Below are 21,787 nucleotides of genomic sequence, written 5' to 3' on the forward strand. Positions count from 1 at the left end.
GGGTCGCATGAGCGACCAGCCCCTCCGCCAGCGCGCCGCGACCGAGGAGAAGTCGGGCGCGAAGCGCAACCGTGAGCGCCCGCCGGCCCCCGAGCCGCTGCCGCACCCGGTCGTCGACAACCACTGCCACCTCGACATCGGCGACGGCGACGACTGGCTCTCGCCCGACGACGCGCTCGCGAGGGGTGACGAGGTCGGTGTCGGGCGGATCGTGCAGGTCGGCGTCGACCTGGCCAGCTCCCGCTGGTCGGCCGAGCTGGCCGCCACGACCGGCCGGGTCCTGGCTGCGGTTGCCCTCCACCCCAACGAGGCGCCCCGCCTGGCCGAGGCCGGCACGCTCGAGGAGCACCTGGCCGGCATCGAGGCGCTCGCCCGTGACAACGAGCGGGTCCGCTGCATCGGCGAGACCGGCCTCGACTTCTTCCGTACGTCGGAGGACGGCCTCGCCGCCCAGGAGGAGTCGTTCCGCCGGCACATCGACATCGCCAAGCGCCACGGCAAGGCGCTGATGATCCACGACCGCGAGGCGCACGACGCGGTGCTGCGGGTGCTCGACAGCGAGGGCGCGCCGGAGCGCTGGGTCATGCACTGCTTCTCCGGTGACGCCGACTTCGCGAAGGCCTGCCTCGACCGCGGCGCGCACCTCTCCTTCTCCGGCACCGTCACCTTCAAGAACGCCGAGGGCCTGCGCGACGCGCTCCGCGTGACGCCGCGCGACCGGGTCCTGGTCGAGACCGACGCCCCGTTCCTGACCCCGACCCCGTACCGCGGGCGTCCCAACGCGTCGTACCTCGTGCCGCTGACCATGCGGGTGATGGCCGAGGCCCGTGGTGACGACCTGGGCGAGCTCTGCGCGGCCGTCGCGGGCAACACCGAGGCGGTCTACGGCGCCTGGTGAGAGCGGCGGCGAATCTTTTTTCCGGCGTACGACGGGGCTGGTGTGACGTCTGGGACGGATGTCCCCGTATGTCCGTGACCCGTCCCACACCTCCCGTGTGACCCTGCTTGCAAGAGTTAGCAATCGCCGTGGAGAGCGCTTAGGGTCTTTCCAACAGCCGGTATCGGGTCGGGTCCACCAGGCCCACCACCGCGCTCCACGACTCTGACTCGGGTCAGGTGGAGGGCTCCCGAGGACCGGAATCTGCAAAGTCTGGAGACCCGTGCGCCCCCTCGCGCTGATCAGCAACAGCAAGCACCTCCTCATCGCCCTCGTGGCGGCCGCCGTGATCGCCGTTGTCGGCACCACCGTCGGCTACGCCTCCCTCTCGCGTCAGATGACGCTCTCCCTGGACGGCCAGACCGAGTCGATCCACACCATGAGCGGCACCGTGGGCCAGGTCCTCGACGGCGAGGGCATCAAGATCGGTGAGCACGACATCGTCGCTCCCGGCCTCGACGAGAAGGTCGACGACGGCGCCCGCATCACCGTCCGCTTCGGCCGCCCGCTCCAGCTGACCGTCGACGGTCAGAAGCAGACCCGTTGGGTCCACTCCACCAACGTCGCCGACGCGCTCGCCGAGATCGGCAGCCGCTACCTCGGCGCCGACCTGTCCGCCAGCCGTGGTGCCGACATCGCGCGTACCGGCATGGCGCTGACCGTGGTCACCCCCAAGAACCTCACGATCAAGATCGGCAACGACGACAAGGTCAAGAAGGAGGTCGCCGGCGAGACCGTCGCCGACGTCCTCGCCGCGATCGACGCCGGCGCCGACAAGAACGACATCGTCAAGCCCAAGCGCAGCACCCCCGTCAAGGAGGGCATGACGATCACCGTCACGAAGGTGCGCTTCAACGAGAAGAGCATCAAGGGCGAGGTCATGCCGTTCCGCACGGTGAAGCAGCCGGACTCGTCGATGTACACCGACGAGACCAAGACGATCAAGGCCGGCAAGAACGGTCTGCGTGACGTCACCTACCGCCTGGTCTTCCACAACGGCGAGCTCGCCGCGAAGAAGGTCCTGACGCAGAAGGTCATCACCGAGCCCGTGGACGCCGTCGTCAAGGTCGGCACCAAGGAGCGCCCGGTCGCCGCTGTCCCCGCGAACTCGAGCGGCGTCAACTGGGACGCCATCGCGCAGTGCGAGTCGGGCGGCAACTGGCACATCAACACCGGCAACGGCTACTACGGCGGCCTGCAGTTCTCGTCGAGCTCGTGGCTGGCCTGGGGTGGCGGCAAGTACGCCCCCCGCGCCGACCTCGCCAGCCGTGAGCAGCAGATCGCGGTCGCGACGAACTACTACAACTCTGCCGGCCTCGCGCCGTGGGGTTGTGGCTACGCCGGCTGATCGCCGCGCTTCGCCGTGGGTCCCGCAGGCCCACTAGGCTTCACGCATGACTGACACCTCCGCTGGCCCGCGTCTCCTCGGGCCGGCGGAGGTTCGTGCGTTGGCGGCCGAGCTCGACGTACGGCCCACGAAGCAGAAGGGTCAGAACTTCGTCATCGACCCCAACACCGTGCGCCGCATCGTGCGCGAGTCGGGCATCACCGCCGACGACGTGGTGGTCGAGATCGGCCCCGGCCTCGGCTCGCTGACGCTGGCCCTCCTCGAGGTCGCCGGCCACGTCACCGCGATCGAGATCGACGAGCTGCTCGCCTCGCGCCTCGCGCAGACGATCACCGAGTACGCCCCCAACCAGGCGGGCAACTTCGAGCTCGTCGTGCAGGACGCCCTGCGGGTGCGCTCGGTGCCGGGGCCCGCTCCGACCGCGCTCGTGGCGAACCTGCCCTACAACGTCTCCGTGCCGGTCCTCCTGCACATGCTCGCGCTGTTGCCGTCGCTCGAGCGCGGCCTGGTGATGGTGCAGTCGGAGGTCGCGGACCGGCTCGCAGCCCGCCCCGGCTCCAAGACCTACGGCGTCCCCTCCCTCAAGGCCGCCTGGTACGCCGACGTACGCCGCGCGGGCGCGATCGGCCGCAACGTCTTCTGGCCCGCGCCCAACGTCGACTCCGGCCTGGTCGCGTGGACCCGCCGCGAGCCGCCGGCGACCACCGCGAGCCGCGAGCAGGTCTTCGCGGTCATCGACGCGGCGTTCGCCCAGCGCCGCAAGGCGCTCCGCGGTGCCCTCCGCGGCGTCGTCGGCACGGCCGAGGAGATCGATGCCGCGCTCGCCGCTGCCGGCATCGACCCGCTCGCGCGCGGTGAGTCGCTGCTGATCGAGGACTTCATCCGCATCGCCGAGGGCCTGCCCGGCATCGTCGCGACCCGCAACAGCGGTGGCGCCGATGAGTGACCGGATCACCGTCCGGGCGCCGGCCAAGATCAACCTCCACCTCGGCGTCGGCGGGCCGCGTGACGACGGCTTCCACCCGCTCGAGACGGTCTACACCTCCATCGGCCTGTACGACGACGTGGTGGCCACGGCCGCTCCCGCGTGGTCGCTGGGCCTCGACGCGGCGTCGTACGTCGATGCGTCCGCGGTGCCGCTCGACGACTCCAACATCGTGGCGGCTGCCGCGCGGGCGCTGTCGGCGCTCCACGGGGTGCCGGTGGTGGCCGACGTGACGATCACCAAGGGCATCCCCGTCGCGGGCGGCCTGGCGGGCGGCTCGGCCGACGCCGCGGCTGCTCTGGTCGCGCTCGACCGCCTGCTCGCGCTCGAGACCTCCGACGACGACCTGCTCCGGATCGCGGCGGAGCTCGGCAGCGACGTGCCGTTCGCGCTCGTCGGCGGCCACGCCCTCGGCACCGGCCGTGGCGAGGTCGTGACGCCCCTGCCGGTCACCGACACGGTGCTGTGGTGGGTCGTCGTGCCGTCGACCTCGGGCGGCCTCTCGACCCCCGCCGTCTACCGCCACTTCGACGCGCTCAACCCCGGTGCCTCGCCGGAGCCCTCGCCCGCGACCGCGGTCGTCGAGGCGCTCGCCAGCGGTGACGCCCGGGCGCTCGCCGCCGCGCTCCACAACGACCTGCAGGCGGCGGCTGTCGACCTGCGCCCCGACCTCGGGTCGCTGATCTCCCTCGGTGAGGCACACGGTGCACTCCGCGGCATCGTCAGCGGCTCCGGTCCCACCGTTGTCTTCCTCTGTGCCGACGCCGACGCGGCGCGCGGCCTTGCCGGCGTACTCCAGGAGGACGGGCGCACGGCGCTCGTCGCCAACGGGCCCGTCGCCGGCGCCCACCTCGTGAACGGACTCTGAGCACCCCCATGGCCAACCTGATCAGCCTCGAGAAGGTCTCCAAGTCCTACGGCATCCGCCCGCTGCTGACCGAGGTCTCCCTCGGCATCGCGGTGGGGGAGCGCGTGGGCATCGTCGGTCGCAACGGCGGCGGCAAGACCACGCTGCTCGAGGTGATGACCGGGCTCGAGGAGCCCGACACCGGCCGCGTCGCGATGAACCGCGGCCTCCTCATCGGCTACCTCCACCAGGGCGACGCGCTCCACGACGACCACACGGTCCGCGAGGCCGTGCTGCGCGGCAAGGCCGACCACGAGTGGGCCGCTGACTACCGCACGCGCGAGGTCGTCGAGGTGCTGCTGGCCGGGCTCGACCTCGACCGCATCGTCGACGGCCTCTCCGGTGGCGAGCGCCGCCGCTGCTCGCTCGCCGCGCTGCTGCTCGACGAGTGGGACCTGATGGTCCTCGACGAGCCGACCAACCACCTCGACGTCGAGGCGGTCGCCTGGCTCGCGCGCCACATGCGCGAGCGCTCGTCGGCGCTCATCGTCGTCACCCACGACCGCTGGTTCCTCGACGAGGTCGTCGAGACCACGTGGGAGGTCCACGACGGCGTCGTCGACTCCTTCGAGGGCGGCTACGCGGCGTACGTGCTGGCGAAGGCGGAGCGCTCGCGCCAGGCCTCCGCGACTGAGGCGCGCCGGCAGAACCTGATGAAGAAGGAGCTCGCCTGGCTCCGCCGCGGCGCTCCGGCGCGTACGTCGAAGCCGAAGTTCCGCATCGACGCCGCCAACCAGCTGATCGAGGACGTGCCGCCGCCGCGCGACCGCTTCGAGCTGCAGAAGTTCGCCACCCAGCGCCTCGGCAAGGACGTCGTCGACCTCGAGGACGTCTCGCTCGTCCGCGGCACGAAGGAGCTGCTGTCGCACGCGACCTGGCGACTCGGCCCGGGTGACCGCGTCGGCATCGTCGGCGTCAACGGCGCCGGCAAGTCGTCGGTGCTGAAGCTGATCTCCGGCGACCTGGAGCCGTCGACGGGGCGGGTCAAGCGCGGCAAGACGATCGCGCTGCGCGAGCTGCGGCAGTCGGCGCTCGACGACCTGCCGGCCGACGCCCGCGTGCTCGGCACCGTCGAGCGCGTACGCCGTGTGGCCAAGACCGCCGACGGCGAGATCTCCGCGACCTCGATGCTGGAGCGCTTCGGCTTCACCGGTGACCGCCTGACCGCCCGCGTCGCTGACCTGTCGGGTGGCGAGCGCCGCCGCTTCGAGCTGCTCCGCGCGCTGCTCGACGAGCCCAACGTCCTGCTGCTCGACGAGCCGACCAACGACCTCGACATCGAGACCCTCAACGTCCTCGAGGACTACCTCGACGGCTGGCCCGGCACCCTGATCGTGGTCTCGCACGACCGCTACTTCCTCGAGCGGGTCACCGACACCGTCTGGGGCCTGATGGGCGACGGCCAGATCCGTCACCTGCCCCGCGGCGTCGACGAGTACCTCGAACGCCGTGCCGCCGGTGCCGGTGCTGCTCCCTACACCGCGACGTCCGCCGCCAACACCTCGTCCGACCGCGCTGGTGCCGGCAGCGCCCGCGGGGCGGGTGCTGCTGCACCGGTGGCCGCCCAGGCCGCCAAGGCGCGCGCCGGTGGTGCCGAGGAGCGGGAGGCCCGCAAGGCGATCGCCCGCATCGAGCGCCAGCTGGTCAAGCTCGACGCCCAGAAGGCCGACCTCGAGAAGCAGATGGCGGGCGCAGCCGAGGACTACGCGAAGCTCGGATCGCTGGCCGAGCAGGTCGCCGCGCTGCAGGCCGAGGCCGATGGCCTCGAGCTGGAGTGGCTCGAGCTCTCCGACCTCCTCGACTGACCCGCCGAGGCGCGTCGGCGGTCAGGCCAGGCGCTGCATGAGGGCGCGCAGGAGAGCGGCGAGCTGCTTGTGGTCCTTCGGCGGGAGGTCGGACAGGAGCTCCCGCTCGGCCGACAGCAGGGCCTCGAACGCCCCGTCGACAGCCTCGCGCCCCTCAGGGGTGAGCCGGACGAGGACCCCGCGACGGTCGTTGGGGTCGGGCAGCCGCTCGACGAAGCCGCGCGCGGCCAGCCGGTCGACCCGATTGGTCATGGTTCCGCTGGTCACCAGCGTCTCCTTGATCAGCCGGCCGGGGGAGAGCTCGTAGTCGCCGCCCGCACGGCGCAGCGCCGCCAGCACGTCGAACTCCCAGGACTCGATGCCGTGGTCCGCGAACGCCGTACGCCGGGCCAGGTCGAGCCGGCGGGCGAGGCGGCCGATGCGGCTGAAGACCTCGACCGGGGTCAGGTCGAGGTCGGCGCGCTCGCGCCGCCACGCCTCGACCAGCTCGTCGACCTCGTCCTGCATGGTCAGCAGTGTGCCAGACGGCGCGCGTGCTCGAGATTCTTGACGTCGAGACAGATCGTCAGGCGGCGGCGTCGACCGGCTGGTTCCTGACCAGCTTCGACTCGATGCGCGCCTGGACGGGCCAGCGGACGTCCGTGACCCAGCCGAGCTTCTCGAGCACCCAGATGGTGCGGGCGGAGGAGTCGAGCTGCCCGCGGAGCACGCCGTGGCGCGCGCACGTCGGGTCGGCGTGGTGCAGGTTGTGCCACGACTCGCCACCGGACGGGATCGCCAGCCACCAGACGTTGGCCGACTTGTCGCGGGAGACGAACGGGCGGTCGCCGACCGCGTGGCAGATCGAGTTGATCGACCAGGTCAGGTGGTGCAGCACGCCGACGCGCACGACCGTGCCCCAGAAGAACGCCGTCGCGGCGCCCTGCCACGACCACGTGATCAGGCCGCCGAGCACGGGCGGGATCGCGAGCGAGATCGCGGTGAAGACCCAGAAGTTGCGCGAGATCCAGACGATGTCGCGGTCCTTCATCAGGTCGGGGGCGTACTGCCGCTGCGGGGTCTGCTCGGCGTCGAAGAGCCAGCCGATGTGCGCGTGCCACAGGCCCTTGAGCAGGCCGCCGAGGGACTCGCCGTACTTCCAGGGGGAGTGGGGGTCGCCGTCGCGGTCGGAGAACTTGTGGTGCTTGCGGTGGTCGGCGACCCAGCGGACGACCGGGCCCTCGATCGCCATCGAGCCGAGGACGGCGAAGGCGATCTTGACCGCGCGGTTGGGCTTGAACGACTTGTGCGTGAAGAGCCGGTGGTAGCCGACGGTGATGCCGTGGAGCGTCAGGAAGTACATCGGCAGCGCGATGGCGACGTCGAGCCAGCTCAGCCAGCCGCCCCAGGCGACGGGCACGGCGACCGCGATCGCGACCAGGGGAAGCGCGATGAAGAGGGCGAGCGCGATCCGTTCGGCCCAGCCCTGGGTCTCGCCGCCTCGTGTCGCAGAGGCGGGCAGGTCGTCGGTCTCGGTCGCTACGGACACACGTACTCCAGGCGGTGATCGGTGACGTCGTACGACGCCTCGGCTTCCAACGGTAACCCGATCAGGTGTGTCACAGACAACGCGTCCCGCTTGTTACGCCAAAGGTTACTGACGGGTAATACTGAGGACATGAGCGCACTTGTCACCCTTCGGGAGAAGACCCACGGCCTGCCGATGGGCAAGAAGATCTTCTCGACGATCTACAGCCAGAAGGCGCCGTACTTCGCCACGATCCACGCGACCGTGGCCGAGATGCGTCCCAACTACGCCGAGGTCCACCTGCCGAAGCGTCGCTCGGTGCAGAACCACATCGGCACCGTCCACGCGATCGCGCTGTGCAACGGCGCCGAGATGGCGATGGGCGCTCTCGCCGAGGCCACCGTGCCGCGCGACAAGCGCTGGATCCCCAAGGGCATGGACATCCGCTACACTGCGAAGGCCGACAGCGACATCACCGTCGTCGCGGAGACCGAGCCGGAGCAGTGGGAGAAGGACGGCGACCTCGACGTCCGGGTGCAGGCGCTCACCGTCGACGGCGTCGTCTGCTTCGAGGGCGTCATCAAGCTGTGGATCAGCAGCAAGCAGAAGTAATCCGCCTGTCACACGACGGTGCTTCACTGCCGTCGTACGCAGTCCGTCCCCCAGGAGGAACGATGAGCGAGAACACGAACGCCGACAAGGCGAAGGCCGCCGCCGACGAGGCGCTGGCGAAGGCCAAGGCCGCCGCTGACGAGGCGCTGGCGCAGGCGAAGACCCAGGCCGACGCCGCGCTCGCCAAGGCGAAGGTGGCCGCCGAGCAGGCCAAGGCGCAGGCCGAGGAGAGCTTCGCCAAGGCGAAGGTCCAGGCCGAGGAGTCCTTCGCCAAGGCGAAGGCGCTCGCCGAGGAGGCCGCCGGCACCGCCAAGGGTGTCGTCGAGGGCCTGATCGAGAAGGCCAAGGGCTTCACGTCCTGACCTGACGTCGTACGCCGAGGGCCGGCTCCGCATCATGCGGAGCCGGCCCTCGGTGCGTTGCAGCGTGTGGTGGTGCGGTCAGACGCCGCGGCCGGTGTCCATCGTGCCGACCATGGCGACCTGCAGCTTCTTCTCGCCGACGTACTTCTTCTGCGCCCAGGTGGCCAGCCAGAGCAGCAGCAGGTTGACGACGATGTAGAGGAGCGCGACCACGGCCATCGTCGGGACCTGGTTGTGCAGCTCGGTGTAGATCGCCTTGCCGACGCGCATCAGGCCGGGCGCGAGGACGGCGGCGCCGAGCGCGGTGTCCTTCAGGGCGACGATGCACTGGGCGATCATGGCCGGGAACATGATCTTCACCGCCTGCGGGACGAGCACGATCGACATCACTTGCGACTTCCGCATGCCGATCGCGTACGCCGCCTCCGACTGCCCCTTGGGTACCGCGTTGATGCCGGCACGGAGCACCTCCGCGAGTACCGAGCCGTTGTAGAGGGTCAGCGCGAAGACGACGGCCAGGAAGCCAGAGCTGTCCTCCTTGATGCCCAGCGCGTACCAGATGAAGATCATCAGCAGCAGGACCGGCGTCGCGCGGAAGAACTCGACGATCGCCGCAGCGGGCCAGCGGACCCAGCGGTGGTCGGAGAGCTTGCCCAGGCCGAGGACCGTGCCCATCACGAGTGCGCCGGCGATGGCGAGCACAGCCATCAGCAGCGTCTGGAGGAGACCGTCGACCAGGAGGGCCTGGACGTAGGAGGGCGTCGTGAACGCCTCCCACTTGTCGTAGGCGAACTGGCCGTGGTCGTAGAAGCCCTTCACTGCCCACGCCACCGCGACGACGATGAGAACTGCTGCGACCACCGAGTAGGCGCGGTGGCGGGCGACGGTCCGGGGGCCGGGGGAGTCGAAGAGGACGCTGGCGCTCATGCCACCCTCCAGTGCCGCTCGAGGCGGTTGGCCAGGAACGAGAAGACGAAGACGATCAGGATGTAGCCGGCGGCGTACGCGAGGAAGATCGTGGTCCGCTCGGAGGAATGGTTGTTGGTCATGATGCGCATCTGGGCGACTGCCTCGCCGACGCCGAAGATGAAGGCCACCGAGGTGTTCTTGATCAGCGCGATCAACACGCTGGCCAGGGGCGGCACCGAGGCACGGAACGCCTGGGGCAGGATCACCTGGCTCATCGTTCCGCCGAAGGTGAGGCCGATCGCCCGCGCCGCCTCGGCCTGCCCGAGCGGAACGGCGTTGACGCCGGAGCGGAGCGCCTCGCAGACGAAGCAGGACGTGTAGAGGGTCAGCGCGACCACCGCGATCGCGAAGAACGACGTGAAGTCGAAGGCCCCGATGTGCACGTCGACCCACCCGAAGCGGATGCCCAGCATGGGCGCCGCGAACTGGAAGAAGGCGAAGACGACCACGAGCGGTGTGCTCCGCACGAGCGTGACGTACCACCCGCCGGCCCACCGCAGGACCGCCACCGGCCCGACCCGGCAGGCCACGAGGAGAGTGCCGAGGACCAGGGAGAGCAGTCCCGAGATGAGGAAGAGGAACAGCGTGTAGCCGAAACCCTTCAGGAACAGGTCGAAGTTGCTTGTCACGGCGTCCATCGATCACCTCCACGCAAAGACGGTGCCGGGGCGGCTTGACTCGGGTCGCCGCCCCGGCACCGGGTCATCAGGACTGGCAGGGGTCGAGCGTCGGCGGCGTCGGCGTGTCCACGCCCGACGGGCCGAGCGTCTTCTCGAAGGCCTTCGCCCACGTGCCGTCGTCGAACGCCGCCGTCAGCGACTTGTTGATGAAGTCGCACATGCCAGTGGCCTTCTTGCTGTAGCCGACACCGATCCGCTCCTCCGAGAACGGGTCGCCGACGACCTTGAGCTGGCCTTCGTTCTGGGCGGCGAAGCCGGCGAGGATCGTGCCGTCGGTCGACATCGCGGAGACCGTGCCGTCGAGCACCTTCTGGACGCACTCGGAGTAGCTCTCGAAGCCGACGCCCTTGGCGCCCTTCTCGTTGATCTTGTCGATCGAGGTCGAGCCGGTGACGGAGCAGACCTCCTTGCCCTTGAGGTCGGAGATGTCCTTGACCTTGCTGTCCGCGGGGACGAGCAGCTGCTGGCCGGTCACCATGTACGGGCCTGCCTGGCCGACGACCTTCCGCCGGTCCGGCGTGATGGAGTACGACGCCAGGACGAGGTCGACCTTGCCCTGCTGGAGGAACGGCTCACGGTTGTCCGAGATCGTCTCCTCCCACTTGATGTCCTTGCTGTCGATGCCGAGGTCGGAGGCGAGGATCTTCGCCACCTCGACGTCGAAGCCCGTGGGGGTGTCGGACGTGGCGCTCTTGAAGCCGAGGCCGGGCTGGTCGAACTTGACGCCGATCGTGATCTTGCCGGCCTTGCAGATCTCGGCTGCCCGGCCGGTGAAGTCGCTGCACTTGACGTCCTTGCCGGCGACCTCCTTGCCCTTGTCGCCGCTGCCCGCGTTGCCGCACGCTGCCATGGCGAGCGTCAGCCCGCACGCGGCGATGACGGCCTTGGTCTTCCTGAGTCGCATCGTCGTTCTCCTTCGGTGGGGAATCGGTGGGGATCAGTGCTTGAGGATGTGGCCGAGGAAGTCCCTGGCCCGCGCCGACTGCGCGTTGGTGAAGAACTCCTCGGGGGTGCCCTCCTCGAGGACCTGGCCGTCGGCCATGAAGACGATCCGGTTGGCCGCGGTGCGCGCGAAGCCCATCTCGTGGGTGACCACGACCATCGTCATGCCCTGCTTGGCGAGGTCGACCATGACGTCGAGGACCTCCTTGATCATCTCGGGGTCCAGCGCGGAGGTCGGCTCGTCGAAGAGCATCACCTTGGGCTGCATCGCCAGCGCGCGGGCGATCGCGACACGCTGCTGCTGGCCGCCGGAGAGCTGGGCAGGGTACTTCGGCGCCTGGTTGGCCAGGCCGACCCGCTCGAGCAGCTGCATCCCGAGCTTCTCGGCCTCGGCCTTCGCGATCTTGCGGACCTTGATCGGCCCGAGCGTGACGTTCTCGAGGATCGTCTTGTGGGCGAAGAGGTTGAAGCTCTGGAAGACCATGCCGACCTCGGCCCGCAGGTCGGCCAGCTGCTTGCCCTCCTGGGGGAGAGCCTTGCCGTCGAGCGTGATCGACCCCTTGTCGATCGTCTCGAGGCGGTTGATCGTGCGGCACAGCGTCGACTTGCCCGACCCGGAGGGGCCGATCACGACGACGACCTCACCCCGTTTGATCGACAGGTTGATGTCCTGCAGCACGTGCAGGTCGCCGTACCACTTCTCCACATGGTCGAGTACGACGAGCGGCTCGCCAACAGCAGCCGCCGACGCCTCCGAGCTGAGCGCGGTCATGCTTGGAACCTAGACCCCTCGCTGTGCTCCGGGCCACAGTCGCGGCGGTGTTTGTGGAGGACCGCTACCGAAACGTGACCTGTCGGACGCTGCCTGCCGGGCTGCTGTCCGGTGATGTCCGGAACGACGGATTCGGGGCGGCCGCGCGCTGCGCCGTACGCTTGGACGGCTATGACTGAGGCTCCGCGCACGTATGAGGTCCGCACCTACGGGTGCCAGATGAACGTCCACGACTCCGAGCGGCTCGGTGGCCTGCTCGTGGACGCCGGCTACGTGCCCGCGGCGGAGGGGGAGCAGGCCGACGTCGTCGTCTTCAACACCTGCGCCGTGCGCGAGAACGCCGACAACAAGCTCTACGGCAACCTCGGTCACCTCGCGCCGATCAAGGCGAAGAAGCCGGGCATGCAGATCGCCGTCGGCGGCTGCATGGCGCAGAAGGACCGCGACACCGTCGTCAAGAAGGCGCCCTGGGTCGACGTCGTCTTCGGCACCCACAACATCGGCTCGCTGCCGGCGCTGCTCGAGCGCGCGCGGGTGCAGGAGGAGGCGCAGGTCGAGATCCTCGAGAGCCTCGAGGTCTTCCCGTCGACGCTGCCGACCAAGCGCGAGTCGGCCTATGCGGCCTGGGTGTCGATCAGCGTCGGCTGCAACAACACCTGCACGTTCTGCATCGTCCCGTCGCTGCGTGGCAAGGAGAAGGACCGCCGGCCGGGCGAGATCCTGGCCGAGATCGAGGCCCTGGTCGCCGAGGGCGTCTCCGAGGTCACCCTCCTCGGCCAGAACGTCAACGCGTACGGCGTGGAGTTCGGCGACCGCCAGGCCTTCTCGAAGCTGCTCCGTGCGTGCGGCGAGATCTCCGGCCTGGAGCGGGTTCGCTTCACCTCCCCGCACCCGGCGGAGTTCACCGACGACGTCATCTCGGCCATGGCCGAGACGCCGAACGTGATGCCGTCGCTGCACATGCCGCTGCAGTCGGGCTCGTCGCGGCTGCTCAAGGAGATGCGCCGGTCGTACCGCCAGCAGAAGTTCCTCGACATCATCGCGAAGGTGAAGGCGGCGATCCCCGACGCAGCGATCACCACCGACATCATCGTCGGCTTCCCGGGCGAGACCGAGGAGGACTTCCTCGACACGCTCCACGTCGTGCGCGAGTCGCGCTTCTCGGGCGCCTTCACGTTCCAGTACTCCAAGCGCCCCGGCACTCCCGCGGCCGACCTGCCGTCGGTGGACCCCGCGGTGATCGCGGATCGCTACCAGCGCCTGACCGCGCTCCAGACGCAGATCGGGCTCGAGGAGAACGAGAAGCAGGTCGGTCGGGTCGTCGAGGTGCTCGTGGCGCAGGGCGAGGGCCGGCGTGACGGCGACACCGGGCGGCTGTCCGGGCGTGCGCCTGACAACCGGCTCGTGCACTTCAACGGCGTCGTGCCCTCGTCGCTGGAGGACGGGCGCGGCCCGATCCGGCCCGGCGACATGGTCACCGTCGCGATCACGCGTGGTGCCCCGCACTACCTCGAGGCGGACGGGTCGATCCTGGCGCTCCGTCGCACGCGCTCGGGCGACGCCTGGGAGCGGCGTACGTCGGCCCCGGCCGCGCCCGCTGGTGTCGGGCTCGGCATGCCGGCGATCGGCGTCCCCGCGCCGCTTCCGCCGGTGACCGGCTGCAGCTGATCGATCAGGCGGTGGACTTCTCGTCAGCATGTGGCGAGGAATCCACCGCTTGTTCCGGGCAGTCGGGACACCGCTGCAGCTGGCCAGGCGTAGAGCACAGCGCCCCAGGACCGCTGCCGCCACGTCCGTGGGCCGTTGTGGTTGATGTAGACGCCCGGGTGCATCGTGACCCACTCGCCCCTCCGGAGTCGTCGCCGCAGGGTGGCGTCCGACTCGCCGGCGATCTCGAGCACCTGACGACGCGCGATCACGCCGTCCTGCAGGTCGAGCAGGTCCGCGAGTGGGGAGAGCAGCAACATGCCTCGACGATGCGCCGTGAGGCGTGGGCACGCCAGCGCCGCCGCTCGAGGCTGTGGAGAACCGTCACGGCTCGAAGAACCGGTGGGCTTCTCGTCAGCATGTGACGCGAAGTCCACCCGTTGTCGGGCGAGGTCGAGGTGGGGCTACTCGAGGTCCATCATCGGCGCGAGGCCGGGGCCGTGGTCGGCCTGGACGCCGGGCTGGCTCTCCTCGGCCCACTCGAGCTCCGCGTCGTGGTGGACGTCGGGCAGGTGGTCGGAGCCTCCGGGCGTGAGTGCAGTCATGACTGCCTCCTCTCGCCTCCAGTGTCGCGCGCAGGCGTCGTCACGGAAAGGCCCGCGGCCGTGTGACGGGAGGACGTCTCGGCGGGACAGGGGAGCGCCGCCGCGACGTCCCGGCGTACGGGCCCGGCCGCGAAGCGCCGTGTCGGCGGTTACCCGCCGCGCTGGGCCTCGGCCAGGCGCTGGTGGAGGCGGGAGCGCACCTCGTCAGGCGTGTACGCGCGGCGTACGCGCTCCTGGCGGGCGATGACGACGCCGCCGCTCGCGATGCCGAAGATGCCGGCCAGACCGATCCACTTCCAGACCTTCACGCCGTCAGCGTAGGCGCCTCGCGGCGCAGACCGGCGCAGACCGGCGCGCCACCACGCGCATCCGGCACGCGGCGAGGCGCAGGCGGGCAGACTGGCCGCATGCTCGAGATCCACGAGGCCGCAAGCCTCGTCCGCACCGGTGACCTGCTGCTCTTCCGCGGCAGCACACTGGCCGACCGCACGATCCGCACGATCTCGAACGCACCGGTCAACCACGTCGCCGTGGCCCTCGTCGTCGACGACCTGCCCCCGTTGCTGTTCCACGCGGAGATGAGTCGCAAGCAGCTGGACCTGTGGACGGGCGGCTTCCACCGCGGCGTACAGCTCCACGACCTGGCGGAGGCGGTGACGCGCTGGCACGACGGCTACGGCCAGGAGGTCTGGCTGCGGCAGCTCGCGCCCGAGGTCGGGCGCGAGCAGGAGGACGCCGCGCTGCGGTCGGTGGCGCGGCTCGACGGCGTTCCGTACCCGGCGGCGGCCCGCGCGCTCGGGCGCTGGTTCAAGGGGCGCGACGGCTACCTGCCGCAGAAGCGACGAGGGCTGCAGGTGCGGCCCGAGGATGCGTTCTGCTCCGAGGTGGTGGCGATGGTGCTGCAGGACATGGGCGTCCTGCACACCGACCGCAAGGCGCACTGGTACGACCCGGGCACCTTCTGGAGCGGCGCCTACCTGCCGCTGAAGGACGGGTGGAGCTACGGCACCGAGATCGCCGTCGGCGCCCCGCAGGACCCGGACCGCGAGGTGCCGTCGGCGCGCGACCGCTGGCGCTGACTCAGAAGCCGAAGGTCAGGTACTTCTCGGCAGTGCCGAGGTTCGCCAGCGCGTGGGCCTCGTGCGGCACCATCGGCGAGGGCAGCGCATCGAGCGCGAACCAGCCGATCTCCGCGCACTTCTCCGCCTCGACGATCACCGGCTCGCCCTGCCACGCACGCGCGCTGAAGAAGAAGTCGATCCGCTCGTCGATCGCCTCACCACTCGCGGTGCGCTGCATCGCGAACTCGAAGTGCAGGTCGACGTCGGTGATGCCGAGCTCCTCGAGTGCCTCGCGCCGGGCCGCGGCGTACGCCGTCTCGCCCTTCTCGACGTGGCCGGCCGCGGCCGCGGCCCAGTGGCCGGCCATGTAGGGGACGTCGCCGCGCAGCTGCAGCAGCACCTCGGGCCCGGTCGCCCCCTCGCGCAGGAGGTAGACGTAGGAGGCGGGCACGACCACGAATCGCTCGGTCATGCCCGCCACCCTAGAGCGCGTCAGCGACGCGTCAGTACTGCTGGCCGTCCGCCTGCTGCGGGACCCCGGCCTCCTGGCCCTGGTCGTACGTCGAGCCCTGCTCGCCGGCCTGGATCTCCGGGGCCTCCTCGCCGTAGCCGGCCTGCTGCTCCTCGCCGAACGACGACTCGCCGCCCGCCTGCTGCTGGCCGTACTGGGCCTCGCCGGCAGACTGCTGCTCGCCGAAGCTCTCCTGCCCGGACTGCCCGGACTGCCCGGACTGCTCCGACTGCTGGCCGTAGCTGGTCTCGTGGGTCTGCGGGTCGTGACCGAACTCGCCGGGGGTCTGGGCCGGGCTGTCGTCGGCGAGGCCCTGCTCCCCGTAGCCGCCCTGGTCGCTGGTCTGCTCGGCCTGCTCGCCGAAGCTCGACTCCTGCTCGTACTCGTTGCTCTGGATGTCGGACATGTCTGAACCACTCCCGAGATGGAGGTGCGCGACCGGGTGGGTCCCGGCCCGTCCCTGCCATTCAAACAACCGACCAAGCGGGAATGTCAACCACTGGTTCCCAATTTCGCGGCGCGTGCTGTCCTCAGTCGAGGCGGGGAGGGCCGCTGTCGACCAGGGCGTCGAAGAGCGAGTTGTCACGCAAGTGCGCCACCATCTCGGCCCGGCTGGACACGGCGAGCTTCGCGAAGATCCGGCGGAGGTGCGTCGACACCGTCCAGACGCTGATCTCCAGCGCTCCGGCGATCGCCTGGTTCGTGCGGCCGTTGGCGACCATGAGGGCGATCTGCTGCTCGCGGGGGCTGAGGTCGACTGTCACCGACTTCGTCTGCTGCAGCAGCAGGCACCGCACGGAGCCGAGGCAGGCATCGAGGAGCAGGCCGGACGAGGGATCGCTGGTGAAGGCGCCGGAGCGGATGCATGCGGCGAGCTCCTCCACCAGCAGGAGCAGGTCGGTCGGACCCTCCAGCGGCGCGCGCGGCTCGGGCACGACAGGGCGCGCGACCACACCGACTCGGCGGGTCTGTCCTCCGCGGCCGTCAGTCATGCCCGTTCCTCAGTCCTCTGAGATAAGCCCGATCTCGCTCAGCGTCCCCCAGCAACAGATGCCGCGCATCGTGTCTAGTGCCTCCCGTGCCACGCGCACATGACCCATGTGGGCCAGGTGCACACGCGATATTGCCGTAGATCGACACCGCAGTACGTACAGATCGGACGAAATCCTCAAGATCGAGGTATTCGTCGGGGCCGTGTGCGCGGTCGTCGGCGGGGCCGAGGCCCAGCAGGACGGGGGCGTGCCCGAAGGCTTGCTGCAGCATGCCGACCGCCGGGATCGACCCGCCACTCGACACCAGGATCGCCGGCTGCCCGAACCCGGCGAGGCACGCCCGGTGCACGGCGGAGAGCGTGCGCGCGCCGTGTTGCGCCACGAAGCCGCGCGCGAGGTGGCCGCGGCTGACCGAGACGCGCGCGGTCGGTTCCACGCCGGCGCGCAGCGCGCGCACCAGCGCGGGCAGCACGGTCTCCGGTCGCATCGAGGGCGGCAGGCGGACATCGAGGACGGCGGTTGCGGCCCGCGGCACCGCCCCCGGCGCACCGCCCGCGCGCAGCGTCGTCACCGCCAGCGAGGCCCGGGTCGTGGTGAGTGCGTCGAGGTCGCCCTCCCGTACCGCCCGGCTCGCGGCACGGCGGATCGCGGCGCCCTGCCCCGCGGCGTACGCCGGGTCGGCCGGGAGCCGGGCCACGACGCGCTCGGCGCGGGCGAGCGCCCCGGCCAGCAGCAGCGACGGATCGAGCACCGCCCCGCCGAACCGCCCGGCGTGCACGGCCGGCCCGGCGGTGTCGACCGTGACCGACAGGGTGATCACGCCCCGCTGCGAGACGGTCAGGCTGGGTGTGCGGGGCCGCGCCTGGCGGGTGTCGGAGAGGACCACTGCCCCGATCGGCTGGCGGATCCGGCTCAGCGCGCCTGCCAGGCCCGGACTGCCGATCTCCTCGGCGCCATCGATCACCAGGACGACGTCGGTCGGGGGACCGCCGACGGCTGCCCACCCCTCGACGGCGACCAGATGGGCAAGGAGCTGACCCTTGTCATCGCTCGCGCCGCGACCAAAGAGCAGCCGGCCGCGGCGTACGGGATTGAACGGGGGAGTGTGCCAGCCGGTGCCCGCGGGCCGGACGTCGAGGTGGCCGTAGCCGACGACGGCAGGGCGGGAGGGGTCGCGACCGGCCACGCGCGCGAGGACGATCGGCCCCGACGACGTGGGGACCACCTCGACCGCGGCGGCGAACCGACGCAGCCGTGCGACGACGAACCGCGCAGCGCTCTCGACCGCGGCCGCGTGCTGCGGCGACCCGCTGACCGAGGGGATGGCGATCCACCGAGCGAGCCACTCCTCAGCCTCGGGCACCAGGTCCGCCGCGGCACGGGCCGCGGCGGCAGTGCCGGTGGCCACGGCAGCCACGGGTCACCGGAGAGTGACCCGGCGGCCGGGCGCTCCACCCCGGTAGGTCCCCATCCCGTTGCGACGGGGGTACGCCGGCGGGCGGGCGCCCGCGCGCGGCGGCACCGTCAGCGGGCTGCGCTCGGCGACCGGCGAGGCGACGCCGGACTGTCCGAGCTGCTCCCACGGGAGCACGCGGTCCGAGCCGGACCGACGAGCCAGGCTCATCGCCTGCGCGGAGGTCAGCCACTCCTCGGCGGGTTCGGCGATGTTCATCAGCATCGCCTCGAACTCGCCCCGGCCGGTCTCGAGGATGTGCGGCCCGGCCAGCCACCGGAGGACCTCCCGGCCGGTGACCGCCATCCGCTGCCGCGGCGAGCTCTGCAGCCGCTCGTCGAAGTAACGGATCAGCACCTCGTCGACGACGTCCCATGCGTTGTCCGCACCGAAGAGGTCGATCACGTCCTCGGAGCCGAGGATCTTGAAGCACTCGTCGAGCACCTGCATCAGCTCCACGCGCATCACGTTGAGGTGGCCGAACGAGGTGAACTTCAGGTTGTTGCGCAGGTCCAGGCCGGCCCGGCGTACGACGGCGATGGAGCCGAAGCTCGGGTCGATGGCCCGCTCGCGGATGACGTCCGAGATCCGCTTGTCGCGCCAGAAGAGCGTGACCTGGTTGACGAAGTGGCCGAACAGCATGTGGAAGTCGGTGTTCGGGCGGCTCTGCGCCGATCCGAGACCGCGGCCGTAGCCGAGCACGCGCCGGTAGGCCTCGATGCGGTCCTTGCGGGTGTAGCGCAGCACGTCACGGCGGTCGAACTGGTAGAGCGCGTAGGCGCCCGGTCCCGACGAGAGCCGGACCGCGCCGGACTCGAAGAGCTCCTTCAGCTTCTGCACGACGCGGAAGACGCCGATCTGGTCGTGCTGGTACAGGTAGTAGAGGTCGCCGACGGCCACGATCCGCTCGGAGTTGACCTGGTCGTCGTACGGCGCGACTCCGTTGGAGGTGAGGGTCTCGCCAAGGCTCCGGGCGGCATCCGGCCCGAGGCCGACGAGGGCCGCCAGGCCGCGGTCGGGAGGCACGGGCCGGGCCTCGTCGCCGGCGACGGCGGCGGAGACCAGGTCGTCGATCTGGCTGTTCAGCTCCTCGGCCAGCGCGGGGTTCGAGACCAGGCTGCCCGACAGGTTGTCAGCCAGCTTCTCGCGCAGCGCAGCGACCCGGTCGAGACGCTCCTGGTATTCCTTCTCGGTCAGCATTGGATTCTCCGATCACCGTGTGCGCGGGCTCAGTCGTCGTTCTTGGGGTCGTTCTTGGTGGAGGGCTTCTGGTGCACCACGAACTTGTGCGGCGCCAGCAGCGAGTTGAGATGCATCCGGGCGACGAGCGGGTCGCGCTGGAAGGACTCGTCGACGAGCTCCTTGAGCCGGTCACCTCCGCCGTCCGCGGCAGCTCGGGCGTCGCGCACGTCGTCGACGTCCACGAGGGGCCCGGCCGGCGTGGTCTGGAACGCCCGGGTCTGCTTCAGCCACGGCCAGGTGCCACCCGCGTCCTCGTCGGGGACCCCGGCCGCATCGAGCAGCGGGAAGGTCACCACTTCCGGAGCGACCTCCACGACGCCCCGCTCGCCGTCGACGAGGGCCATCGGCAGGGCATCGGCCGCCATGACGACCGCCTGTTCGCCGTCCCAGCGCGCCGGCACGTCGTAGCGGTTGAAGACCGCGAGCAGCTTGCTGGTCCGGAACAGGGCCGACACGCTCTCGTCGTCGGCGGTCGAGCTCCCCTCGAGCGGGAGGAGCAGGCCCTTGGTGCCGGCCGACGCGACCTGGCAGTCGTCGTCCTCCCACGCCTTCCGCACGAACGCCGGGATGTGGGTGAGCCGCAGGTTGAATCCGCGGACCCGGACCTCGGTCACGTCGTCGCGGCCGGCCACCGGCAGGAAGGTCGCGTTGACCAGCACCGGCTGCGCCCAGCGACCGATCCGCTGCGCGGACTTCGCGAGATCGGTGAGCAACCGGGACAGGCTCGCGACCGCGATCTTGGTGCGCGCGGCGAACATGCCGGCCGGCAGGTCGCAGCAGGTCGCCGGGAGGTAGACGACCGGGAGCTCGATGCGGTTGATCTCCTTGAGGCCGCGCGCAGCGACCGGGTCGGCGAGGAACTTGCGGTAGGCCTTCACCAGCGCCACGGCCATCGGGGCGAGGCCCGAGACGATGCCGTCGCGACCGGCGTCCTGGGCGATCCGGCGTCCCTCCTGACTGAGGAAGTCGTGCAGCCAGGTGAGCAGGCCGTCGACGGTGAGGCCGGTGCGGTCATCGAGCACCAGCGTGCGCCGCTCGGACTGGGTGATCAGGACCGAGTCGAGCACGTCCTCGAGCTCCTCGACCTGGTCGGCAGCCGCCTCCATCAGACGCGAGAGGAGGATCAGCTCGGTGCCGAGGAAGCCCTGACCGGTGCCGCCGGAGAACTTCTTCACCTGGCGCCGCCACGATCCCTGCAGGTCGAGGAGCAGGTCGACCAGCGTCCAGTACGCCGTGCGGATCCCTTCCTCCTCGACGGTGTTGACGTTGCCGTCGGTGAGGCCGAACCGGTCGCGCAGGGCGCCGAGCTGGCCGGCCACCGTGTCGGCGGTGACACCCGGGATCGGGTTCTCCTTGCCGGTGAGCCCCGCGAAGTACATGTTCACCATCTGCACCCGCGGTCCGCCCGCGGCGCCGATCTCGTCGACCAGCCGCTCGACGGCATTGCGCACCAGCAGCCGGTAGGAGGCCATGTCATCGTCGTCCGCGTCGGGTCGCAGCGGCACCAGGCCGTCGAGGATCCTCAACGCCTCGGAGCGCACGAGGGTGGCGCGCCGGTAGAGCGACGCCTGGCCGCCGGTCACCGCGCCGAGGTCGGCCTGCACGGCGTACCCGCGCGGCACGAAGTCGGCCTCGGTGTGGCCCTGCACCCGGCGCAGCCGGAACGCCGCGTTGAGGGCGTTGGTGAAGGCCGCGGGGTCGTCGGGCCTCGGCCGCCAGCCGAGGACGTCACGCAGTGCCGTCTCCACCTGGGGGCCCAGGTCGCCGGGGGCCACGGTGCTGCGGCGGCCGGTGGGTCGTTCCACCATCGCCGGGAAGGCGCTGTCCACGTCGACGACGGGAATGGAGTTCTGCTGTCCGTTCACGATGACCTCCTGGTGCTCATCTGCGGCTTCTCGACGGTTGCGGGACGGGGGTGGGGGACGGTCTCGGCCCGTCCGGTGTCCGGTTCGGTGACCGGGACCGGGGGCGGTGCCGCGATCGGCGGCCGCAGGTAGTGGGCGAGCAGCTCGCCGAGCTCCTGCCAGGCCGAGCGGACGGCGGCCTGGGCGCGCAGTACCGGTGCCTCGCACCGCAGCAGGGAGAGCTCGATGCTGCGCTGCCAGGTCCGCCACTCGACACCCCGCGAGGCGGCGGTGCGGCGGAGCTCGTTGATCCGTGCGAAGGAGCGCAGCTCGCACCAGTACGTGCCGGCGCACGCGGCGAGCGCCTGGTCGACGTACGGGAGGCGATCGGCGAGCTGGCGCGGGTCGGTCAGCTGGTGCAGCCGCTGGCCGGCGAGCACGGCGTCGGCCTGCAGCTCCGAGACGACCTCCGCCAGGTGGTCGACGATCGCGACCTGGCTCGCTGCCGGGCGGTCCTCGTGCACGATCATCACCAGCTCGGTGATGGCGTCCTCCAGCGCCGAGACGGTGGTCTCCAGCTCGGCCTGGGCAGAGGTCAGCGACATC

The 21,787-nt window shown here is 70.7% G+C and carries 25 protein-coding genes; 9 read left to right on the forward strand and 16 right to left on the reverse strand.

Features of this window, described 5'->3' with window-relative positions:
- Positions 1-7: 7 nt before the first annotated feature.
- The 5 genes from IEX47_RS00250 (at position 8) to IEX47_RS00270 (ending at position 5,982) form a co-directional block, all read left to right on the forward strand.
- On the forward strand, positions 8-898 hold the full coding sequence (locus tag IEX47_RS00250) for a TatD family hydrolase (RefSeq protein WP_188781774.1): 891 nt from the start codon (positions 8-10) through the stop codon (positions 896-898).
- Positions 899-1,160: 262 nt separating this feature from the next.
- On the forward strand, positions 1,161-2,285 hold the full coding sequence (locus IEX47_RS18135; RefSeq protein WP_188781776.1) for a resuscitation-promoting factor: 1,125 nt from the start codon (positions 1,161-1,163) through the stop codon (positions 2,283-2,285).
- Positions 2,286-2,331: 46 nt separating this feature from the next.
- Entirely contained in the window at positions 2,332-3,231 is a 900-nt protein-coding gene (gene rsmA / locus IEX47_RS00260) for a 16S rRNA (adenine(1518)-N(6)/adenine(1519)-N(6))-dimethyltransferase RsmA (protein ID WP_188781778.1), read from the forward strand.
- A complete protein-coding gene (locus IEX47_RS00265; RefSeq protein WP_188781780.1) occupies positions 3,224-4,138 on the forward strand; it encodes a 4-(cytidine 5'-diphospho)-2-C-methyl-D-erythritol kinase in 915 nt (304 codons plus the stop codon). The genes rsmA and IEX47_RS00265 overlap by 8 nt, the downstream gene beginning before the upstream one ends.
- A gap of 8 nt (positions 4,139-4,146) precedes the next feature.
- Complete coding sequence (locus IEX47_RS00270; RefSeq protein ID WP_188781782.1) at positions 4,147-5,982, forward strand: ABC-F family ATP-binding cassette domain-containing protein; 1,836 nt, start codon at positions 4,147-4,149, stop codon at positions 5,980-5,982.
- A gap of 21 nt (positions 5,983-6,003) precedes the next feature.
- Here IEX47_RS00270 and IEX47_RS00275 read toward each other — a convergent pair whose 3' ends face one another.
- Positions 6,004-6,489: a MarR family winged helix-turn-helix transcriptional regulator gene (locus IEX47_RS00275; protein WP_188781784.1), complete on the reverse strand. Its 486-nt coding sequence runs from the start codon at positions 6,487-6,489 to the stop codon at positions 6,004-6,006.
- A 58-nt stretch (positions 6,490-6,547) separates the two neighbouring features.
- Positions 6,548-7,510: an acyl-CoA desaturase gene (locus tag IEX47_RS00280; RefSeq protein ID WP_188781786.1), complete on the reverse strand. Its 963-nt coding sequence runs from the start codon at positions 7,508-7,510 to the stop codon at positions 6,548-6,550.
- A gap of 129 nt (positions 7,511-7,639) precedes the next feature.
- Between IEX47_RS00280 and IEX47_RS00285 the strand changes: the two genes are divergently transcribed.
- Together IEX47_RS00285 and IEX47_RS00290 are read left to right on the forward strand one after the other, a co-directional pair.
- A complete protein-coding gene (locus tag IEX47_RS00285) occupies positions 7,640-8,101 on the forward strand; it encodes a hotdog fold domain-containing protein (protein ID WP_188781787.1) in 462 nt (153 codons plus the stop codon).
- 62 nt (positions 8,102-8,163) lie between these two features.
- The gene (locus tag IEX47_RS00290) at positions 8,164-8,463 is read left to right on the forward strand and encodes a hypothetical protein (protein ID WP_188781788.1); all 300 of its coding nucleotides are present in this window, start codon (positions 8,164-8,166) and stop codon (positions 8,461-8,463) included.
- Between the two features lie 78 nt (positions 8,464-8,541).
- On the opposite strand, the gene IEX47_RS00295 is transcribed toward IEX47_RS00290, so the two are convergent.
- The 4 genes from IEX47_RS00295 to IEX47_RS00310 form a co-directional block, all read right to left on the reverse strand.
- The gene (locus IEX47_RS00295; RefSeq protein WP_188781790.1) at positions 8,542-9,390 is read right to left on the reverse strand and encodes an amino acid ABC transporter permease; all 849 of its coding nucleotides are present in this window, start codon (positions 9,388-9,390) and stop codon (positions 8,542-8,544) included.
- Positions 9,387-10,070 (reverse strand): amino acid ABC transporter permease, encoded by a 684-nt coding sequence (locus IEX47_RS00300; RefSeq protein WP_188781792.1) that lies wholly within the window; start codon positions 10,068-10,070, stop codon positions 9,387-9,389. The genes IEX47_RS00295 and IEX47_RS00300 overlap by 4 nt, the downstream gene beginning before the upstream one ends.
- A gap of 67 nt (positions 10,071-10,137) precedes the next feature.
- Complete coding sequence (locus IEX47_RS00305; RefSeq protein WP_188781793.1) at positions 10,138-11,016, reverse strand: glutamate ABC transporter substrate-binding protein; 879 nt, start codon at positions 11,014-11,016, stop codon at positions 10,138-10,140.
- Positions 11,017-11,049: 33 nt separating this feature from the next.
- On the reverse strand, positions 11,050-11,826 hold the full coding sequence (locus IEX47_RS00310; protein ID WP_188781795.1) for an amino acid ABC transporter ATP-binding protein: 777 nt from the start codon (positions 11,824-11,826) through the stop codon (positions 11,050-11,052).
- Between the two features lie 171 nt (positions 11,827-11,997).
- Here IEX47_RS00310 and miaB point away from each other — a divergent pair, with 171 nt between their 5' ends.
- Complete coding sequence (gene miaB / locus IEX47_RS00315; RefSeq protein ID WP_188781797.1) at positions 11,998-13,494, forward strand: tRNA (N6-isopentenyl adenosine(37)-C2)-methylthiotransferase MiaB; 1,497 nt, start codon at positions 11,998-12,000, stop codon at positions 13,492-13,494.
- Between the two features lie 23 nt (positions 13,495-13,517).
- Here the strand turns inward: miaB and IEX47_RS00320 are convergent, their stop codons facing one another.
- The 3 genes from IEX47_RS00320 to IEX47_RS00330 form a co-directional block, all read right to left on the reverse strand.
- Complete coding sequence (locus tag IEX47_RS00320) at positions 13,518-13,793, reverse strand: type IV toxin-antitoxin system AbiEi family antitoxin domain-containing protein (RefSeq protein ID WP_188781799.1); 276 nt, start codon at positions 13,791-13,793, stop codon at positions 13,518-13,520.
- A gap of 144 nt (positions 13,794-13,937) precedes the next feature.
- Complete coding sequence (locus IEX47_RS00325) at positions 13,938-14,078, reverse strand: hypothetical protein (RefSeq protein ID WP_188781801.1); 141 nt, start codon at positions 14,076-14,078, stop codon at positions 13,938-13,940.
- Between the two features lie 149 nt (positions 14,079-14,227).
- Entirely contained in the window at positions 14,228-14,386 is a 159-nt protein-coding gene (locus IEX47_RS00330; protein WP_188781803.1) for a hypothetical protein, read from the reverse strand.
- A gap of 99 nt (positions 14,387-14,485) precedes the next feature.
- Between IEX47_RS00330 and IEX47_RS00335 the strand changes: the two genes are divergently transcribed.
- Positions 14,486-15,157, forward strand: coding sequence for a hypothetical protein (locus IEX47_RS00335; RefSeq protein WP_188781804.1), 672 nt, complete (start codon positions 14,486-14,488; stop codon positions 15,155-15,157).
- A 1-nt stretch (position 15,158) separates the two neighbouring features.
- Here IEX47_RS00335 and IEX47_RS00340 read toward each other — a convergent pair whose 3' ends face one another.
- The 7 genes from IEX47_RS00340 to IEX47_RS00370 form a co-directional block, all read right to left on the reverse strand.
- The gene (locus tag IEX47_RS00340; RefSeq protein WP_188781806.1) at positions 15,159-15,611 is read right to left on the reverse strand and encodes an NUDIX domain-containing protein; all 453 of its coding nucleotides are present in this window, start codon (positions 15,609-15,611) and stop codon (positions 15,159-15,161) included.
- Positions 15,612-15,642: 31 nt separating this feature from the next.
- A complete protein-coding gene (locus IEX47_RS00345) occupies positions 15,643-16,056 on the reverse strand; it encodes a hypothetical protein (protein WP_188781807.1) in 414 nt (137 codons plus the stop codon).
- A gap of 124 nt (positions 16,057-16,180) precedes the next feature.
- Positions 16,181-16,642, reverse strand: a complete 462-nt coding sequence (locus IEX47_RS00350) for a helix-turn-helix domain-containing protein (RefSeq protein ID WP_188781809.1) — start codon at positions 16,640-16,642, stop codon at positions 16,181-16,183.
- Positions 16,635-18,059: a M20/M25/M40 family metallo-hydrolase gene (locus tag IEX47_RS00355; RefSeq protein ID WP_188781811.1), complete on the reverse strand. Its 1,425-nt coding sequence runs from the start codon at positions 18,057-18,059 to the stop codon at positions 16,635-16,637. Before IEX47_RS00355 ends, IEX47_RS00350 begins: the two co-directional genes overlap by 8 nt.
- A gap of 3 nt (positions 18,060-18,062) precedes the next feature.
- Positions 18,063-19,295 carry a hypothetical protein gene (locus IEX47_RS00360; RefSeq protein WP_188781812.1) on the reverse strand — a complete coding sequence of 411 codons (1,233 nt, stop codon included), beginning with the start codon at positions 19,293-19,295 and terminating at the stop codon, positions 18,063-18,065.
- Between the two features lie 29 nt (positions 19,296-19,324).
- On the reverse strand, positions 19,325-21,202 hold the full coding sequence (locus IEX47_RS00365; protein ID WP_188781814.1) for a hypothetical protein: 1,878 nt from the start codon (positions 21,200-21,202) through the stop codon (positions 19,325-19,327).
- Positions 21,199-21,786, reverse strand: coding sequence for a hypothetical protein (locus IEX47_RS00370; protein ID WP_188781816.1), 588 nt, complete (start codon positions 21,784-21,786; stop codon positions 21,199-21,201). Before IEX47_RS00370 ends, IEX47_RS00365 begins: the two co-directional genes overlap by 4 nt.
- Position 21,787: the final 1 nt, after the last annotated feature.

This window comes from Nocardioides phosphati (assembly GCF_014646375.1).
GTDB lineage: Bacteria > Actinomycetota > Actinomycetes > Propionibacteriales > Nocardioidaceae > Nocardioides > Nocardioides phosphati.

What these genes read in the sequence shown, in the direction of transcription:
- miaB (WP_188781797.1), top strand. Translation starts at nt 11,998, where the DNA reads ATGACTGAGGCTCCGCGCACGTATGAGGTCCGCACCTACGGGTGCCAG.
- IEX47_RS00340 (WP_188781806.1), bottom strand. Translation starts at nt 15,611, where the DNA reads ATGACCGAGCGATTCGTGGTCGTGCCCGCCTCCTACGTCTACCTCCTG.
- IEX47_RS00345 (WP_188781807.1), bottom strand. Translation starts at nt 16,056, where the DNA reads ATGTCCGACATCCAGAGCAACGAGTACGAGCAGGAGTCGAGCTTCGGC.
- IEX47_RS00360 (WP_188781812.1), bottom strand. Translation starts at nt 19,295, where the DNA reads ATGCTGACCGAGAAGGAATACCAGGAGCGTCTCGACCGGGTCGCTGCG.
- IEX47_RS00325 (WP_188781801.1), bottom strand. Translation starts at nt 14,078, where the DNA reads ATGACTGCACTCACGCCCGGAGGCTCCGACCACCTGCCCGACGTCCAC.
- IEX47_RS00285 (WP_188781787.1), top strand. Translation starts at nt 7,640, where the DNA reads ATGAGCGCACTTGTCACCCTTCGGGAGAAGACCCACGGCCTGCCGATG.
- IEX47_RS00270 (WP_188781782.1), top strand. Translation starts at nt 4,147, where the DNA reads ATGGCCAACCTGATCAGCCTCGAGAAGGTCTCCAAGTCCTACGGCATC.
- IEX47_RS00350 (WP_188781809.1), bottom strand. Translation starts at nt 16,642, where the DNA reads ATGACTGACGGCCGCGGAGGACAGACCCGCCGAGTCGGTGTGGTCGCG.
- IEX47_RS00300 (WP_188781792.1), bottom strand. Translation starts at nt 10,070, where the DNA reads ATGGACGCCGTGACAAGCAACTTCGACCTGTTCCTGAAGGGTTTCGGC.
- rsmA (WP_188781778.1), top strand. Translation starts at nt 2,332, where the DNA reads ATGACTGACACCTCCGCTGGCCCGCGTCTCCTCGGGCCGGCGGAGGTT.
- IEX47_RS00305 (WP_188781793.1), bottom strand. Translation starts at nt 11,016, where the DNA reads ATGCGACTCAGGAAGACCAAGGCCGTCATCGCCGCGTGCGGGCTGACG.
- IEX47_RS00370 (WP_188781816.1), bottom strand. Translation starts at nt 21,786, where the DNA reads ATGTCGCTGACCTCTGCCCAGGCCGAGCTGGAGACCACCGTCTCGGCG.
- IEX47_RS00310 (WP_188781795.1), bottom strand. Translation starts at nt 11,826, where the DNA reads ATGACCGCGCTCAGCTCGGAGGCGTCGGCGGCTGCTGTTGGCGAGCCG.
- IEX47_RS00250 (WP_188781774.1), top strand. Translation starts at nt 8, where the DNA reads ATGAGCGACCAGCCCCTCCGCCAGCGCGCCGCGACCGAGGAGAAGTCG.
- IEX47_RS00275 (WP_188781784.1), bottom strand. Translation starts at nt 6,489, where the DNA reads ATGCAGGACGAGGTCGACGAGCTGGTCGAGGCGTGGCGGCGCGAGCGC.
- IEX47_RS00290 (WP_188781788.1), top strand. Translation starts at nt 8,164, where the DNA reads ATGAGCGAGAACACGAACGCCGACAAGGCGAAGGCCGCCGCCGACGAG.
- IEX47_RS00265 (WP_188781780.1), top strand. Translation starts at nt 3,224, where the DNA reads ATGAGTGACCGGATCACCGTCCGGGCGCCGGCCAAGATCAACCTCCAC.
- IEX47_RS00335 (WP_188781804.1), top strand. Translation starts at nt 14,486, where the DNA reads ATGCTCGAGATCCACGAGGCCGCAAGCCTCGTCCGCACCGGTGACCTG.
- IEX47_RS00320 (WP_188781799.1), bottom strand. Translation starts at nt 13,793, where the DNA reads ATGTTGCTGCTCTCCCCACTCGCGGACCTGCTCGACCTGCAGGACGGC.
- IEX47_RS00295 (WP_188781790.1), bottom strand. Translation starts at nt 9,390, where the DNA reads ATGAGCGCCAGCGTCCTCTTCGACTCCCCCGGCCCCCGGACCGTCGCC.